The organism is Ferrovum myxofaciens (assembly GCF_000735045.1).
GTDB classification, from domain to species: Bacteria; Pseudomonadota; Gammaproteobacteria; order Burkholderiales; family Ferrovaceae; genus Ferrovum; species Ferrovum myxofaciens.
This window is the reverse complement of the sequence record NZ_JPOQ01000093.1, coordinates 1-15,188: the sequence shown is the minus strand read 5'-3', so window position 1 is coordinate 15,188 and position 15,188 is coordinate 1. Positions and strand designations below refer to the sequence as shown.

Here is a 15,188-nt window from a genome sequence, read left to right as displayed (position 1 = left end):
TGCCTGCTGTGGCGAATTCTCCTGCTACGCTTGGTTTCCATACCTGCTCTCCTGTGTCACAATCTGAAGAGGAGTATGCAGAAAAATTATCCGGGAAAATACAACGCCGCTGGCTTACCGCTTACCGCGCAGGGGCTAATGCAAGAGTGGTGGTTTTTCCGGAAGCGGTACTGAATAACTGGTATCCAGGGACTCAGCATCAGTTTTCTCATGCGGTTCCAATGGGGCAGACCTGGCTGATCGGGGCCGATTCCAAACACAATGGATCCGATGCGGTCATGTTGGTCAGAAGGGACCACCCCAGTCCAGTGTCTGTCGCAAATGCGGCCGGGCTCCTGCTCGGCGGGGACTGGCTCCCGTGGAAAAGGAACGGTCTTCAGCCAGCATGGTGGCAGTCTGTTTTTTTGATTGAAAACCGACGAGTCTGGGCTTCACTCTGCGTGGAACAGGTTCAGCCATGGACTTGGCTGGAAGCCATGGCACAACGACCGGACTTGATTCTGGCGATGACCAACGATTGGTGGGCTCAATCAATGGCAGCGCCCGGGATTCAGATGGGCAGTACCAGATCATGGGCAAGACTGCTGAACCTTCCGTTGGTCGTGGCGGTAAATCATCCCTGAGCAATCTTTCCACTGCCGGTCATAGATTCCGTAGATCAGCCATTTGAGTGGTTCACCCAGAAACCGGCCTGACGACCTACGCGTACAAATCGACCATAGCGGACGGTTGAAAATGATGTAACGTGCTCCGGGTTGTCGGACATAGTCCCCGCTAGGAGGCCGGCGCATGAAATCCGGGCAACTTCGGGATTCTTTCCGTCATGAACTGAAGCAAGGCTCGGGTTCTCTGCGGTTGGTATTTGCGAGACGGATAGACCAGGTGAGCCTGCTGAGGCAGCATTTCCCAGTTTGGGAGTAATCGAATCAGATCCCCCGTCTCGATCAGATCCTGGACAAGCCAAGCGGGAGCACTACCCAATCCTTTTCCATCAAGAAAACACTCGCGCAAAGCTAGCGAGCTGTTCACGCGAAAGCGTCCGTTGGTCAGGACAATGACTTTCTCGGTATTGTTGGAAAATTCCAATCGGTTTCCGAAGGCTAACCCAGAAAAGCGAAAATACTCGTGTTGTGCTAAGTCCTCAGGCTTGTTGATCTTGGGGGCGCGTTCGACATACTCTCTCGTTGCAACCAGCACGCGTGGCGAAAACGCAATATTGTGGGCAATGACGTTGGGTGGGAGTTCACCTCCAAGCCGTATGGCCACGTCAACGCCCTCCTCAACTAGGTCAATCACGCGATCGTTGAGAATCAATTCGATTTCGATCTCGGGGTATTTCGCCAGAAATTCGAGAATTAACGCGTTCAAACGTAACTCACCCAAGCCCACGGGCGCGTTTATCCGCAATGCACCGACAAACATGTGCGTTTGCCCTCGGGCATCCGTCACGGCGTCGGTATATTCCTCAATTACCAGCTTGCTTCGTTCGTAAAACCGCTTGCCTTCCTCTGTGAGCGTCAAACTGGTGGTTGTTCTTTCGAGCAGCCGAACCCGCAAGTGTCGCTCCAGCGCAGCAATCATCTTGCTCACAGTGGGCTGGCTGGTGTTTTCCTCTCGGGCGACTGCTGAAAAACTGCCTAATTCGACGGCGCGCGTGAAGAGCCGCATGGAATGAAGTGTGTCCAAGTCATTCTCTTATGGAATAAGTTATATTCAATAATGCCATATTCATTGGTTATTTGGAATGACGTAATATCCGCTCTGTCTCACCATCTCAATCTCATCAAGGAAACCACATGGACATCAGCACGCAAACACCCCTTAACGGCGCACATGTCGTTATATTCGGCGGAAGCTCCGGTATTGGCTTGGCAACAGCGGTGGCTGCAAAAGCCAAAGGAGCAATTGTCACCCTTATAGGTCGAACGCCAGCAAAACTTGAGGCTGCCGCCCGCAAAATCGGGGGCGCGCAAACGGCAATCGCCGATATTGCAGAACGAAAAAGCGTCGAGGCTGTATTTAACGGTATGACGCGGGTAGATCACCTTGTGATTACTGCCGGTGTCTTGCACGTAGGTAAACTGGCCGATTCCGATCCGGATCAATTGCTCGTCGAGATTCAACAACGTATCGCTGGGGCTGTTTATGCCATCAAGGCCGCGTTACCCTCAATGCCGCCAACCGGATCAATCGTGTTAATGGGCGGACAGTTTTCGGACCGTCCCCCAGCCCATGGCGCCTCGATCACAGCGGCGGCAGTTCGTGGTATAGAGGCGCTCGCGCGCTCATTCGCTCTCGAACTAAAGCCTATTCGCGTCAATGTCATCGCACCAGGCCTCATTGATACGTCACTGTTCGATGTTTTCGGCCCTGAAGGTCGGGCGGCGATATTCGCACAAGCGGCGGAGCAATTGCCGGTCGGTCGAGCCGGTCGCGCGGATGAAGTTGGAGAGGCGATCACTTTCCTACTCAGTAACGGCTATATGAATGCCGAAGTCCTCCACATCGACGGTGGCGGTCGCTTCGTATAGTCGCCTCCGCAATATCTGATTTAATTTTTTCCCCAACCTCGGCACATTGAACGACTGCTGTACTTCGGAACCGGTCGGAAGGCCAATTCACACTGCTCGGCCATTACGGACAAACATTACGGACAAATGTTATCAATGTTATCGCGGTGTTGAGATGACTGCATTGGTGTACATTCCAGACAATCAGGCTGAAAATGCCTACTGTTTTGGGGGCGCTTCAGTCACAAGCAGGAGTGCAGTGACCGGCGTGGCTAACTACAGGTCAGTTCAAGAAGGAAGTATGGTGCAATCTATATCCTGCGTGTGCCCCCACCGTGTACAGAAGTCCTGTACACGGGGGGGCACACGCAGTAGAATCAGACGGCCTAGAGGCTGGCCTTTGCGACCGGAGATACTCCTAGTCAGCCAGCATTTGGTCACTATATGTGAAAAACTCTAGTCCTGTCAACTCTTGGTACGCCTGCTATGCCCATTGCGAAGAAGTCACTGAAGATGTTGTTTGAAGCCATGTTCCATGGTAAGCGCGACTTTACGGATTTCATGCGAAAAGTGTCCGAGGACGACTTCGGACGCGCTCACCTCCGCCAAGGTACTAAGCAACGAGTACTCATCAATCCGAGCGAACGCCTCCGGGCGTATCATAATTTCTTGCGTCTATTCCTGGTCGATTTCCTCCCGGTTCACGAGGAGGCCGTGTTCTCGTACCGGAAGGGGGTCAGTGCCCGCGCCGCTGTGGAGCAGCACGCGCTGAGTCGCTATTTCTTCGTCACCGACATTGAGTCGTTCTTTCCCAGCATCACGCGCGACATCGTGCGCAAGACGATCACTAGCGCTATGGCGGAGATTCCTATCGCTGATCTGTCCGACCATCTGGAGCATGTGCTTGACCTGCTATGCGTAGATGATGCGTTGCCAATCGGGTTCTCGACCTCACCGAGCCTGAGCAACGCTGTGCTGTATCCTTTCGACATCGTCTTCCATGCTCGCTGCCAGGAACTTGGCGCGATCTACACACGCTACGCCGATGACATCATCCTGTCGTCAGGCGAGCGCGCTACTGTGGAATCGGGAGAGGGGTCCCTCAATGACCACCTTGATCGTATGTTTGAAGGGGGATTGCGCTTGCACCGCGGCAAGTCGAAGTATCTACACCGCGGCGAGAAGATTAAGCTGCTGGGCATGGCGCTCCTACCTAACGGAACCATCTCCGTCGACACCTCGATCAAGGACAAGATCGAAACTATGCTCCACCTATACCTCCGTGACCGCGAAAAGTTCAACACAATGCTGGATGCCGGCACCGCCAAGACCGAAGCTCGGCTCGCTGGCCTGCTGAACTATGTCAATACCGTGGACCAATTGTATTTGGAGAAACTCCGACGCAAGTACGGGGCCGCCGTGGTGGATATGTTCCTGCATCGGTCCTTCGGTTGAGGCCCCCATGCAGTTGCATGTAGAGATCAGAGACGTCCGTCCGATCAAGGCCCTGACGTTTTGCATAGATATCGACCGCAATGCACCGTTGTGTATCGTTGGCCGCAACGGCGTAGGTAAAACCACATTGGCGAAGACCATCATGAACTTTGCGCTGGCAGACACATTTCGGCGCACGGCCTCGGATGGTGCGCTGCGCGATAGCAGCTTCGTGCGTTACACCCTCAACGGCGCTTCGTTCGAATTCACCTACGACCCAGCTGTGGGCACATTGAGCACTCGCCAACCGGTGCCGGAGTCGCTGAAGTCATTGATCGCCGTTGAACTACCGATTCCACACGGTCAGCGCTTCAGCTACTTCCATGCACTCTCCGAAGCAGACACCGAAATTCGTCGTGCGATCATCCTGGACGACGATACCCGGCCTGACACCATGATCAAATTCTTGAATTGCATCTACGGCGAAGCCCGATTCGAGAACTTGCGAGAGGTTAAGTTCTCACGAGGCGCCTGCTGTTTCTATCGGGTCGAGAACGATCGCTATGTCCGTGAGGACTACTTCAGTTCGGGTGAGTTCTTCCTCGTGAACCTCTTCCGACGACTGCAGTCTGGGCCTCGACTCATCTTCATCGACGAGATTGACATCTCCCTTGACGCAGTAGCCCAGGCGCGGCTGATCGGTGAACTGCGCACGCTGTGTACGAAGTTTTCGGTCAACATCGTTTTCACTAGCCATTCGCTCGCGCTCATGCAAACCCTGCGCGAAGGTGAACTGCTCAATTTTGAGGTGGTTGGCGAGCAGTCGATGCTTGAGGAACGCTCGTTCGCGTATGTCAAGAGCCTGCTGTTTGGTTTCCGTGGTTGGGATCGATACATCTTGGTAGAAGACGACGCCGCCAAACTGGTCATTCAGCATCACATTGACAGGTATTGCATGCCAACCTACTACAGCTACCTCATTATTCCGGTGGGTGGTGTTGGTCAGGTCATTGGCCTCCTTGAGCGGAACCGAACCCATGAATTCCTTGCACCTGCGGATGCGGTCATCGCAATCCTAGACGGAGACCAAGCCGGAACTGGTAACGCCAGCAAACCTGACACCTATTGCATGCCGCTGTGGTCGCTTGAAAGCGCATTCGAGACCGTGTATGACCAGTCAGAATTTGCACCCCGGCTGCCGGATAGCGTGTATGCTTCGCTCCCCGCGAAGGACGAAAAGGGCCATAAAAAGGCCCTCTTCAAAGCATGTCAGCGCGAACGGCTTCGGCCCGACGCGGAAATGGTTGAACTGGCTTGCGCGCCCTTGGCTGGCGAAATACAGGGCTTCGCCGAGCAGGTTCTTCACCCCTTCCTTTCCCCACATGTCGCGCCCGTGGCCCCCGTGCAGTCCTAGAGTTCCGGCGATGATCCAACCTCCTGGAATATAATTCCATCTCTCCATTGGTCAGCGACACAGAGAAAAGTTGAATTGCCCCAGAATTAGTAGACCCCTTGCAGTCTGAGTGTCCGGAATGTTCGCCAGTTCTGTCGTTCACGGCGCAATACCGTTTGTCCGCTATGGCCGAGGACTTGTCGGTGACCAGTCGTCAGGAATGGCTGCTGTACTTTGTCACCCGCCTTTCGACTTGTGACAGCACGAAAGTCAGTAAAGGCACAAAGTGTCAGTTCGGCGCGGTTCCATAAAACTGGCATCAGCAAGTAGTAAGCGTGATTTCATGATCGGTAATTGGGTCACATTATGGCCCTATTTTGCCGCAGACACCAATCCAACCTCAACCATAAAGATTCCCTCCCTGCAGAGCCTGTATATGAGGCCACTGGCCATATAGGGAGCAGAACTGATGGAAGCAAGCCAAACCAGAACACGCCAGAAAGAGGCATTGCGTCGAGCCTTGGGGCCGGAGATTATCGGTCCTATGGATGATCAGCATGTGGTGGAAATAATGCTCAATCCTGACGGCAATCTCTGGATTGACCGGCTTGGAGCAGGCATGCAATGCACGGCGCGCATCGATGCTGTGAGAGCCCTCACCATCGTCAATACCGTAGCCGCGATGCTGGATACCGTTGTCACTGGTGACAGACCGATTCTTGAGTGTGAATTGCCACTGGATGGCAGCCGTTTCGAGGCATTGATCCCGCCACTGGTGGAACGGGCTAGTTTTGCTTTGCGCAAAAAAGCCTTGCTGGTGTTCACGCTGGAAGATTATGTCAGCAAAGGGATCATGACGGGTGATCAATGCCTGGCCATCGAAACCGCAGTATCTGATCGTCGGAATGTTTTGGTCTGTGGAGGAACGGGTACCGGCAAAACCACGCTGGCCAACGCTATTCTGGACTGTGTGGCCAAGATAGATACAGATCACCGGATTGTCGTAATCGAGGATACCCGTGAGTTACAGGTCTCTGCTGACAATGTGGTTTTCCTCAGAACATCTGACAACACCGACATGACGCGCCTGTTGCGGGCAACCATGCGGTTGAGACCTGACAGGATCGTGGTGGGTGAAGTACGCGATGGCAGCGCCTTGGCTTTACTCAAGGCATGGAATACCGGTCATCCGGGCGGAGTTGGAACGGTTCACGCCAACGATGCCAGCGCTGCGCTGATCCGGATTGGTCAACTGATTCAGGAAGCCGGTGTGCCTCCTAACCCAGAACTTATTGCTGAAGCTGTGAATGTGGTCGTTTCGATCAAGCGGACCTCACGGGGTCGCCATATTGAGGAGGTTGCCATCGTCCGAGGATGGTCACCCAGCGGCGGTTTCAGGGTCGAGCGTGCCGCATAAGGAGTCTATGATGATTGAACAGATTTTCGTGCTTTCCTTCATCGATTTTGCCCAGTCTCTGGGAGTATATATTGAGCGCCAGCAGTTACAATCCGATGGTCGGATACACCGGGCTAACGTGGGCGATGGTCCCTCCGGAAAAGGGGACGCGGCCTACCTTCTGCGCGGGGATGGCAGTGGTTGGGTTCTCAATTTCAAATCTGATGGCAAGCCGTCTTACTATCGACCGGGATCCGCCGCTCGGAAATTGACCTCTGATGAAAAAGCCAGAATCAGTGCCGAGAGGACCGCGTGGAAGCAACAACAGACACTGAAGCATCAGGAGGCTGTCCTTGATGCGCTGGCACGTTGGAATGAATCCCGTGAAGTCGTAAACTTTCCCTATCTTGAGATCCCCAAATTGCGCCCGGCAGGATTCAGACAGGGGCGGGTGCAGTTACTGATTCCTATGCTCGCTCTGGATAAGCAGAGTGGAGCAAGTTGGGTCGGTATGCAGCGGATAGAGTGGGCAGAACCAGGGCAATCTCCCAAGAAGCGTTTTGTGACAGGGACCCCAACCAAAGGGGCATTTTCGGTGATCCCGATCGTCGGAAAAGATGAAGAAGCCCCACTACGCGCCTTTGAGGCAATCACGACAGTACCGCGAGTAGTTCTCTGCGAGGGGGTCGGTACGGGACTGGCCATCCACCAGGCCACGGGGTTGCCAGTGATTGTCGCGATGTCTGCCCAAAATCTGACAGAGGTAGCCGAAGCCCTGAAAAGCAGGCTGCAGGGCTCGATTGTGATCTGTGCAGACAATGATGGCGAGAGGGATCCATTCGAAGGTCAATCTTACAAAGGCCAGTATTACGCGCTAAAAGCCGCCAGAGTGTTCAGCGGTGCAACAGGCATTGCCTTGCCCATAAAACCTCATGGGGTGACTCCTTCTGGTTACGACGCAAGGGATCTGTTACGAGATACCGGCCCTGACTCTGTACTGGAGATCATCAGTCACCCGATGAGCCAGGAACAGCTTGAGAAACTTATATCCCCTCATCTTATCCCCGTCACACTTATAACCCAGGAGACCTTCATGGAAAAATCCCCACTTGATCCCGTTCAAAGTCCGTCGATTTTTGATTCAGTGAATAAAGCTCTGGAAGAATCAGAGGCAAAGCCCCCCCGCGCTGAAAATTCTGAACGCCGTTTGCTGCAGGAATGGCATCAATCGACAGATTTTTTGTGGGAATTATCAAATCAGGCACACATTGACCTTGATGTACGGCACCGTCAGGAGCGCGAGGATCTCCTCAAATCACAGGACAAGATTCGTGATGAAAAATCCACCGAACTGGAAGGACTCTCCCATGAATTCAAAAACTCACTCATCACCTTTGAAATCGCCAAACGATTCGAAGAGTTGCAAAAACATCAGGACAAGGAAAGACGGGGCATTCAATCGGTTCCGACCTTCTTGGAATTCCTTGAACAGCGCGCGCAAGCAGACACAGAGGCCGCAAAACTTTTGCAAATTGAACGGAAGAAGGCTCTGACAACTATCACGGGTCAGCGCAAGGAGCCCGTGGAGCCTGCCGCAGTATTGGAAGGCTTGACCCATGAAATCGAAGATGGGCCGGATGGCAAAGCCGTTCACTATGCGCGCAATGGCGAGCGGGTCATGAGTGACCGTGGGGAACGGGTAGACCTGATCAAGACGACAGACCATGAAATCAAGGTGGCCTTGCGCTTGGCAGAGCAGAAATTCGACATAACCAAAGGCCTCCAGTTGACTGGTAGTCATGAATTTCTGGTGAGATCTGCTGAAATCGCGGGGAGGATGGGCCTCAAAATCCAGAATCAAGACTTACAGGTAGAATGGCAACGAGGTCAAAATCCCGCCGGAGGATATGAGCCCTCAAGACAGAATTCCGAATCCGCCATGCCAGTTTCATCTGACCAGGCAAATTCTTCTGGCGTCGGACGCAAAGAAAATTACATCGATCAGGATGGCATCGCGGGGGACTGTGTTCTGGCCCGACTTGATTGGCACAGGGCCCAGGCACTTCGGATCGCTGGAAGTGGCGGAGTTCTGACTGAGGAACAGGTATCACTGCTGCGTAGCGGAAAGCATCCGGCATTGATTGACGACAAGTTCCAACTCACCGAACTTGGCAAATTGTCCTATGAGCAATTGACCGGGGAAAAATTGGAGAGAGAACAGAATCAGCAACAACTGCGCACGCGCAACATCGACCAGCAAATGGAAGACAAAACCAGAAAAGAACATAAAACCGCAGCCAGGCATGAGCAGAAATCGCGAGAGACCGAGCTGAGGCGCTAATGTGGGGATTTTTAGGTGCGCTTTTTTGCATCGTTGTGTTTGAGCACGGGATTAACTGGTTTGGGGCCAACGATTCGGATTGCGAGCGTCGTGCAACACAGCCAAAACATGTACGAGATCACCCCGCACCGCATAAAACAGACCATAAGGAAACCGGGGGAGAAGAGTTCGGCGAATACCGGGGATTACCTCAGCGTAAAGTAGCGGTGCCTGCTCAAGCCGTTTTAACTGTAATTCCATTGCGGCAATGAATTCTTCACCGAGCCCGGGGCTTTGCAATTCGTACCACTCTTGGGCCTCGCCAGTTTCGCGCAACGCGCGCGAAGAAAATTTCAGGCGGAAAGCCATGAACCATCTTTAAGCCGCGACTTGACTTGGTCCCAAGAATAACCCGCTTCCGGGTTTTCCTCAAACTCCTTCAAGCGTGCTTCGAGCTCAGTTTTTAATGCGGGAGAAACTTCCACAGCTTCAGGAACCGCTGCCACGCTGTCCCAGATGAGCTCAACGAGACGAATGCGCTCCTGCACTGGAAGCCCAAGAATGTCGGCAATAGAAATACTGTTCATATCGCAGATTGTACCCTTTTCGAAGCACGCTATGTTCATCGTTCCTTCCCTGCAGAGTCCTGGTATGGCCCCACCCCGGGGTCAACTTCAAGGAGGCTATATGAAAATCCCGCATTTATTGGCCGCTGAGGCCACCGATGAATTTGTGACCTGGGAGATTCCGCTGGGCAAGGACCCCGTGAGTGACTATGGCCTCTCGCCTGAGGAGTGTAAAACCGCTCTGAGGGGGCCTGATCATGAGTGACGAAAAAGAGAAAGAGAAAAAAGAGGAAGGGGGAGTTAAGAAGCCCAGAGATCTTCGTCAGGAGGTCACGGACAAATTGGTTGAAGCCTTGGACAAGGGAGAAATTCCTTGGAACAAGCCCTGGGAATCACTGGAACTCGGAATGCCGCGCAATATGGTGAGCGGTCGTGAATATACCGGTGCCAACAGTCTGATATTGATGCTTGAGCAAAGAGACCGGGGGCATAAGGACCCTCGATACGGCACCTTCAAACAGATCAATGAACTGGGCGGAAAAGTCACCAGAGGTGAGAAAGGGATCCCCGTCGAATTCTGGGGGAAGGAGCCTTTCTATCAGCGCCGGGATACGAGCATCAAATACCTGGATCGAGCCTACAAGGTTTTCAGCGAAGACAGGGATGTCGTTCATATTGGCGGATTCAAGGACAGCACCTCAACCTTGGCCATTTGCCCCAGAGAACTCAAAGTCCACCATCAGGACAAGGTGCTCACCTGGGATGAAGCCCATAAGACACTGGACCGAATCACAGCCCGCACCTATGTAGTCTTCAATGTGGAACAGTGTACCGATCTGGAGAAACTTCCTCCCCTGATACTCCCTGATTACAAAATTCCGACGAATGAGCGAGCCGAGCGGATCATGGCGGCCATGCAAAAGGATAGCCTGGGCTTTGCCGAGCATCCCGAACACGCCTTTTATTCTCCCAAACGCGATGAAGTCTCACTGCCACCCCGGCAGAGTTTCAAAACAGTTGAGGGATATTACGGCACGGCCTTGCACGAAATCGGGCATGCCACAGGGGCTGCCCAGCGTCTGAACCGGGAGGGAATTACGGGTGGCCACCGGTTTGGATCGGAAGGGTATGCCAAAGAGGAACTCCGGGCCGAGATTTTCAGTGCTTTTATGGCGGTACAAACCGGCATTCCCCACGATATGACGCAACACCAGGCCTATGTCAAAAACTGGTCTGAGGTTCTCAAGAAGGACAAGCACGAAATCTTTCGGGCGGCCGCAGAAGCTGGGAAGGCCGTGGATTATGTCCTAGCCAAGGAACGGGACTTGCAGATCGACCACACCAGGGAATCTACGGTGACGATGGAGAATGCACAAGTCGATCAGGTGAGTTCAGAAAAACAGAAGGTTGCAGACCCGTCACAACGCACCGGACCGACAAATAACACGGTCACTTTCAAAGTAGAACAGGAGCGCCAGCATCCCGTGTTGGATGTGCCCAAAGAGAATATGCCAGATCTTCCGCGTATCCCAGTCAGGCATAACCGTAACCTGGAGCGCTAAGGCGTAGTAACCACTGCTGCGCGAGTAGCCCTTTATCCTCTCCAAGGTTGGGTACTCGCCGTTTGGCCCACGACACGGGCCATTTTTCTTGGAGTGATCCCCGTGAACAACATTGCTTTGTATCATATTCCCAAGGCGCAACATGACATCACCCGTTTTGTCTGGGTGGGGCTGGGGCTCTTTGTCATGATCGTATTGCTCTCCTGCTGGATTGCAACCGAGTACGCGGCCTGGGCTTTGGGGTTTGATCCTGGGCTTGGCACACCCATGATGCCGTATACCTACTTTCCTTTCGACATTCTTGTTTGGACCTGGAAATTCGACCGGCAGGAATACAGCATTCAAACCATGGAGATCTTTACACGGGCTCATATCATCATGGGCGTGGGGGGGTTCTTTTCTCTGGTGTTGCCGGTGGCAGTAGCCTATCGCCGGACGCGCAAAGCGGATGCCGAAACCAATGACCTGCATGGATCCGCTCATTGGGCCACGGCTGAGGAGGTCAAAAAGGCCGGGATCCTTCCCGACGAGCATAACAAGGGAGGTGTTCTGTTCGGGGCTTTTGAGGACAAGGGAAATGTGCAGTACCTGCGGCACAAGGGGCCAGAACACATGATGGTGTTTGCTCCGACCCGGTCCGGGAAAGGGGTGGGGATTGTGATTCCCACCTTACTCTCCTGGGACCAGTCTGTACTGGTCCACGACATCAAGGGAGAAAACTGGGCGCTGACCAGCGGGTTCCGGCAGCAAGTACTGGGACAACGGGTCGTCAAGTTTGACCCCACCTCTGCCGATTCAGCCCGGTTTAACCCGTTACAGGAAATTCGACTTGATGCCAACCTGATCAAGGATGTTCAGAACATCGCCACCATGATCGTGGATCCGGATGGCAAGGGACTTAATGACCACTGGGCCAAGACCGGTTTTGATCTGATGACCGGGGTCGTACTGTTTGTCCTGTTGTATTGGGATACTACTGGCCCTGACACCAAATTACGCTGTCTACACACGGTTCAAGCCATTTTGTCGGATGGCGGTGCAATTCGCGACATTGCCAATCAGAAAGCCAGGGAAGCCGCCAGTCAGCAGAAGGAAGGGGATCAACCGCCGGAAGGCTCCCAAGCCGTGATGACTTTTATCCGGGATATCGCCATCGATAAATGCAAGACCATTACCGATCCCCATCTGGTTACTGGCTGGGAGGCCGTCGCCCAGGCGAGCCAGTCTTTTCTGAACAAGGCTCCGAATGAGGCATCAGGCGTATTGTCCACGGCGTTATCCTTCCTGTCCCTGTATCGCGATCCCATCGTGGCCAATAACACGCGAACCTCAGACTTCACGCTGGAAAGCCTTATGGGCGGTGTGGTTATGGATGGACAGAAAGTCCCGGAAAAAACTTCACTTTATCTGGTGGTTCCTCCCAGCGACAAGGACCGGCTGAAACCGCTCTTGCGTCTGATCATCAACCAGGTTGTCAGACGGCTGACGGAAAGCATGGATTTTGATACCGGTGGGGCCAGTAAAAGCCGCTACCCTCATCGACTGCTGCTGGTACTGGATGAATTTCCCAGTCTGGGGAAGTTGGATATTTTTCAGGAGGCGCTGGCTTTTATTGCGGGGTATGGGCTCAAGGCACTATTGATCGTGCAGGATCTGAGCCAGTTGTTTGCCGCCTACGGCAAGGATGAATCCGTCATCAGCAATTGCCACATCCGGGTGGCCTATGCGCCCAACAAGATCGAAACCGCCGAACTGCTCTCGAAGATGGCAGGACAATCTACCGTGAGTCATACCCAGCGTCAGTATTCCGGGAACCGGTTGGCCGTGGTGCTTCAGCATGTCAACACCAATGAACAGATCGTCCAGCGGCCACTACTCACTGCTGACGAGTGCATGCGCCTGCCACCAGACGATGAGTTGGTCTTCGTGGCGGGATATGCCCCGGTTTACTGCCAGAAAATCAGGTATTACCAGGATGCGGCTCTGAGTGAGCGCATCAAGTTGGGGGCGGCCACCACGACAGGACGGAAATCATGAATGCGGGTACAGTGCGTCGGCTTTATATGGCCGTGGGCATACTGATCATGATGGCCATGACATCCTTCACGATTCTGCAGACGGGCTGGCGCATCAATCTGACCGAGAGTGAACCATTGGGGTTATACCGCATGGAACCCATGCGGTCTGACTTTGTGATTCACAGGGGAAGCCGTGTAGAATTCTGTCCGCCCGACGCAGTAACTCCCGAGCGATTTCCATTCTATATGCAAGGCGATTGTCCGAACGGGGGAATGTCCATGTTCAAGACCATCGCCGGAGTACCTGGGGATGTCATTGAGGTAAGTCCCAATGGGATTCTGATCAACCATCGCCAGTTGCCATACAGCGGCCAGATGGAAGGATCGATGCAATTTCCTTGGGTAATTTTGCCGCATCAGTCTGGCACGATCACATTAGACCCCCACCAGTACTGGGTTTATGGCAGTGGAGCCCGGCCAGAACAAGCGACACAGAGTTTTGATAGTCGGTACTGGGGAGCGATAGATGAGAGTCGAGTTCGTGAGCGTGTCAAGACATTTGATGTTTTTGGGAGGGGGGTGCGGGGGGATTAGAGGGAATTCGTGTGGAGAGGTTTTGCGTCGGTGCGTCGATGGCGACCCAACTTGATCGTAGGTGATTGATTATCTCTGAACCAACTTCTTAAGTTCTTCTATGGTGAGAAGAGTTGAACCTCTATGTAGCATACGATGGCAATTGGAACATACGAGCGCTAAATCGTCGAGCTTTGTCTTCACTGCACCGTTGAGTTTCGATACCGGAACTGTATGATGCGCTTCAATAAAACCATACCCTAACTTGCCATAAACGCTATGAAAATCCATTCCGCAAATGTCGCATTCAAGTTTTTTGGTTTCGGCAAGCCGTTTCTCTTTTGCCTTGCGTGGCATTTTCCCGTCGCGTTCACGCTGACGATGGATTTTGAATGATTCCCGTCCTTCTGGAAAAGCAGACTCATCGTCTTCATCAACCACCACATCTTCGGCTTTTGCTCTGCGATCAACAACCTCATAGCCTTTGCCCAGAAAAAATTTCTTTGCCTCTACTGCGTTGAAATCGGCTGGCAGATGTTCTTCGCCAGTTGCAAATTTTGCTGCGAGAGACACGATGTATTTTGGTGGGTATCGCTTTCCCTCAATAACCAAATCGTAGTAAACCGACCTGCGTTCGGCGGGAACCCCGTTACGGTCAATTTCCGTAGCCGCCTGCTTGAAATGTTCGTGATGGAGTCCTTTGGGGATCATAAGCACCTCAGTCAGTGGAATTTCAAGACAGTATCTGGACACCTTTCGACATTCTCATTATAGGGTGTATTCGCCCTCAGAAGCGCCTGCCTTTAGCCTCCCATTCCCTCCCCACCGAGTCTGAATAGGACCCTCATGTCGAGGGCCATCACTGATAGGGAAGGTACGAAAATGAACCAATCAATCGTGAATGCAGTTCGATCCAAAGTTGCGCACCGCGCTGGAATGACCGTGGCGTTTTTTATGGTCACCATTTCCAATGCCTTCGCCACCGGGGCTGGAGGACTACCCTGGGACAGCGCCATCATCCAACTGCAAAGTGATCTCACCGGGCCGGTGGCCACCGCGATCAGCGTCATTGCCTTTCTCGCCGCAGGCGCTGCTCTGGTGTTCGGGGAAGAACTGGGTGGCATCGCCAAGAAAGCGCTCTTTGTGGTGCTTGGGGTCGCCTTCATTGTCCTTGGTGACAAATTCCTGGCCGCCATGGGGCTGACCGGTACGCTGATCTATTGATGATGTTCCCTCAAGAGAATAAGGGCGGAACAGGTGCGGACGATAACTCACCTGGAGAGTTGGACATTACCGTAATCATTCAGCCACTTCTGGACCAGGGTCACAACCTGAAAGAAATCGCTGTGGCCCTGCGCAAAACTGCTTACCTCGCAGAGATGATGGCCAAAATCCATGGAGATTTTCAATGAGCGA

General features: G+C 53.3%; 15 protein-coding genes. 11 read left to right on the top strand and 4 right to left on the bottom strand.

Going from position 1 to position 15,188, the window contains the following annotated elements; all coding sequences use genetic code 11:
- The coding region (locus tag IV91_RS0110800; RefSeq protein WP_233418449.1) for a carbon-nitrogen hydrolase family protein at positions 1-623 on the top strand (623 nt) is incomplete at its 5' end.
- 151 nt (positions 624-774) lie between these two features.
- On the opposite strand, the gene IV91_RS0110795 is transcribed toward IV91_RS0110800, so the two are convergent.
- Positions 775-1,686 (bottom strand): LysR family transcriptional regulator, encoded by a 912-nt coding sequence (locus IV91_RS0110795; protein ID WP_031598285.1) that lies wholly within the window; start codon positions 1,684-1,686, stop codon positions 775-777.
- A gap of 110 nt (positions 1,687-1,796) precedes the next feature.
- Here IV91_RS0110795 and IV91_RS0110790 point away from each other — a divergent pair, with 110 nt between their 5' ends.
- The 5 genes from IV91_RS0110790 to IV91_RS0110770 all read left to right on the top strand — a co-directional run bounded on the left by IV91_RS0110790 (position 1,797) and on the right by IV91_RS0110770 (position 9,074).
- Entirely contained in the window at positions 1,797-2,531 is a 735-nt protein-coding gene (locus tag IV91_RS0110790) for an SDR family oxidoreductase (protein ID WP_031598284.1), read from the top strand.
- Positions 2,532-3,023: 492 nt separating this feature from the next.
- Positions 3,024-3,965 (top strand): reverse transcriptase family protein, encoded by a 942-nt coding sequence (locus IV91_RS0110785; RefSeq protein WP_200874382.1) that lies wholly within the window; start codon positions 3,024-3,026, stop codon positions 3,963-3,965.
- A gap of 7 nt (positions 3,966-3,972) precedes the next feature.
- A complete protein-coding gene (locus IV91_RS0110780) occupies positions 3,973-5,358 on the top strand; it encodes an OLD family protein (protein WP_035417819.1) in 1,386 nt (461 codons plus the stop codon).
- A 448-nt stretch (positions 5,359-5,806) separates the two neighbouring features.
- Entirely contained in the window at positions 5,807-6,754 is a 948-nt protein-coding gene (gene trbB / locus IV91_RS0110775; protein ID WP_031598281.1) for a P-type conjugative transfer ATPase TrbB, read from the top strand.
- 7 nt (positions 6,755-6,761) lie between these two features.
- Complete coding sequence (locus tag IV91_RS0110770; RefSeq protein WP_160171569.1) at positions 6,762-9,074, top strand: LPD7 domain-containing protein; 2,313 nt, start codon at positions 6,762-6,764, stop codon at positions 9,072-9,074.
- Positions 9,075-9,125: 51 nt separating this feature from the next.
- Here the strand turns inward: IV91_RS0110770 and IV91_RS0110765 are convergent, their stop codons facing one another.
- Both IV91_RS0110765 and IV91_RS0110760 read right to left on the bottom strand, forming a co-directional pair.
- Positions 9,126-9,422, bottom strand: coding sequence for a type II toxin-antitoxin system RelE/ParE family toxin (locus IV91_RS0110765; protein WP_031598277.1), 297 nt, complete (start codon positions 9,420-9,422; stop codon positions 9,126-9,128).
- Complete coding sequence (locus tag IV91_RS0110760) at positions 9,407-9,679, bottom strand: addiction module protein (protein WP_200874381.1); 273 nt, start codon at positions 9,677-9,679, stop codon at positions 9,407-9,409. Before IV91_RS0110760 ends, IV91_RS0110765 begins: the two co-directional genes overlap by 16 nt.
- A gap of 61 nt (positions 9,680-9,740) precedes the next feature.
- Between IV91_RS0110760 and IV91_RS18450 the strand changes: the two genes are divergently transcribed.
- From IV91_RS18450 to IV91_RS0110740, 4 genes are all read left to right on the top strand, one after another.
- Entirely contained in the window at positions 9,741-9,884 is a 144-nt protein-coding gene (locus IV91_RS18450) for a hypothetical protein (RefSeq protein ID WP_160171568.1), read from the top strand.
- Positions 9,877-11,181 (top strand): ArdC family protein, encoded by a 1,305-nt coding sequence (locus IV91_RS0110750; RefSeq protein ID WP_051862569.1) that lies wholly within the window; start codon positions 9,877-9,879, stop codon positions 11,179-11,181. Before IV91_RS18450 ends, IV91_RS0110750 begins: the two co-directional genes overlap by 8 nt.
- A gap of 102 nt (positions 11,182-11,283) precedes the next feature.
- A complete protein-coding gene (locus IV91_RS0110745; protein WP_200874380.1) occupies positions 11,284-13,218 on the top strand; it encodes a type IV secretory system conjugative DNA transfer family protein in 1,935 nt (644 codons plus the stop codon).
- The gene (locus IV91_RS0110740) at positions 13,215-13,793 is read left to right on the top strand and encodes a S26 family signal peptidase (protein WP_051862567.1); all 579 of its coding nucleotides are present in this window, start codon (positions 13,215-13,217) and stop codon (positions 13,791-13,793) included. The genes IV91_RS0110745 and IV91_RS0110740 overlap by 4 nt, the downstream gene beginning before the upstream one ends.
- 69 nt (positions 13,794-13,862) lie before the next feature.
- On the opposite strand, the gene IV91_RS16880 is transcribed toward IV91_RS0110740, so the two are convergent.
- Positions 13,863-14,483: an HNH endonuclease gene (locus tag IV91_RS16880; protein WP_051862566.1), complete on the bottom strand. Its 621-nt coding sequence runs from the start codon at positions 14,481-14,483 to the stop codon at positions 13,863-13,865.
- Positions 14,484-14,654: 171 nt separating this feature from the next.
- Between IV91_RS16880 and IV91_RS0110730 the strand changes: the two genes are divergently transcribed.
- Positions 14,655-14,996 carry a TrbC/VirB2 family type IV secretion system protein gene (locus tag IV91_RS0110730; protein WP_031598269.1) on the top strand — a complete coding sequence of 114 codons (342 nt, stop codon included), beginning with the start codon at positions 14,655-14,657 and terminating at the stop codon, positions 14,994-14,996.
- Positions 14,997-15,188 lie beyond the last annotated feature (192 nt).

What these genes read in the sequence shown, in the direction of transcription:
- IV91_RS0110790 (WP_031598284.1), top strand. Translation starts at nt 1,797, where the DNA reads ATGGACATCAGCACGCAAACACCCCTTAACGGCGCACATGTCGTTATA.
- IV91_RS0110740 (WP_051862567.1), top strand. Translation starts at nt 13,215, where the DNA reads ATGAATGCGGGTACAGTGCGTCGGCTTTATATGGCCGTGGGCATACTG.
- IV91_RS0110750 (WP_051862569.1), top strand. Translation starts at nt 9,877, where the DNA reads ATGAGTGACGAAAAAGAGAAAGAGAAAAAAGAGGAAGGGGGAGTTAAG.
- trbB (WP_031598281.1), top strand. Translation starts at nt 5,807, where the DNA reads ATGGAAGCAAGCCAAACCAGAACACGCCAGAAAGAGGCATTGCGTCGA.
- IV91_RS0110760 (WP_200874381.1), bottom strand. Translation starts at nt 9,679, where the DNA reads ATGAACATAGCGTGCTTCGAAAAGGGTACAATCTGCGATATGAACAGT.
- IV91_RS16880 (WP_051862566.1), bottom strand. Translation starts at nt 14,483, where the DNA reads ATGATCCCCAAAGGACTCCATCACGAACATTTCAAGCAGGCGGCTACG.
- IV91_RS0110765 (WP_031598277.1), bottom strand. Translation starts at nt 9,422, where the DNA reads ATGGCTTTCCGCCTGAAATTTTCTTCGCGCGCGTTGCGCGAAACTGGC.
- IV91_RS18450 (WP_160171568.1), top strand. Translation starts at nt 9,741, where the DNA reads ATGAAAATCCCGCATTTATTGGCCGCTGAGGCCACCGATGAATTTGTG.
- IV91_RS0110780 (WP_035417819.1), top strand. Translation starts at nt 3,973, where the DNA reads ATGCAGTTGCATGTAGAGATCAGAGACGTCCGTCCGATCAAGGCCCTG.
- IV91_RS0110730 (WP_031598269.1), top strand. Translation starts at nt 14,655, where the DNA reads ATGAACCAATCAATCGTGAATGCAGTTCGATCCAAAGTTGCGCACCGC.
- IV91_RS0110770 (WP_160171569.1), top strand. Translation starts at nt 6,762, where the DNA reads ATGATGATTGAACAGATTTTCGTGCTTTCCTTCATCGATTTTGCCCAG.
- IV91_RS0110785 (WP_200874382.1), top strand. Translation starts at nt 3,024, where the DNA reads ATGTTGTTTGAAGCCATGTTCCATGGTAAGCGCGACTTTACGGATTTC.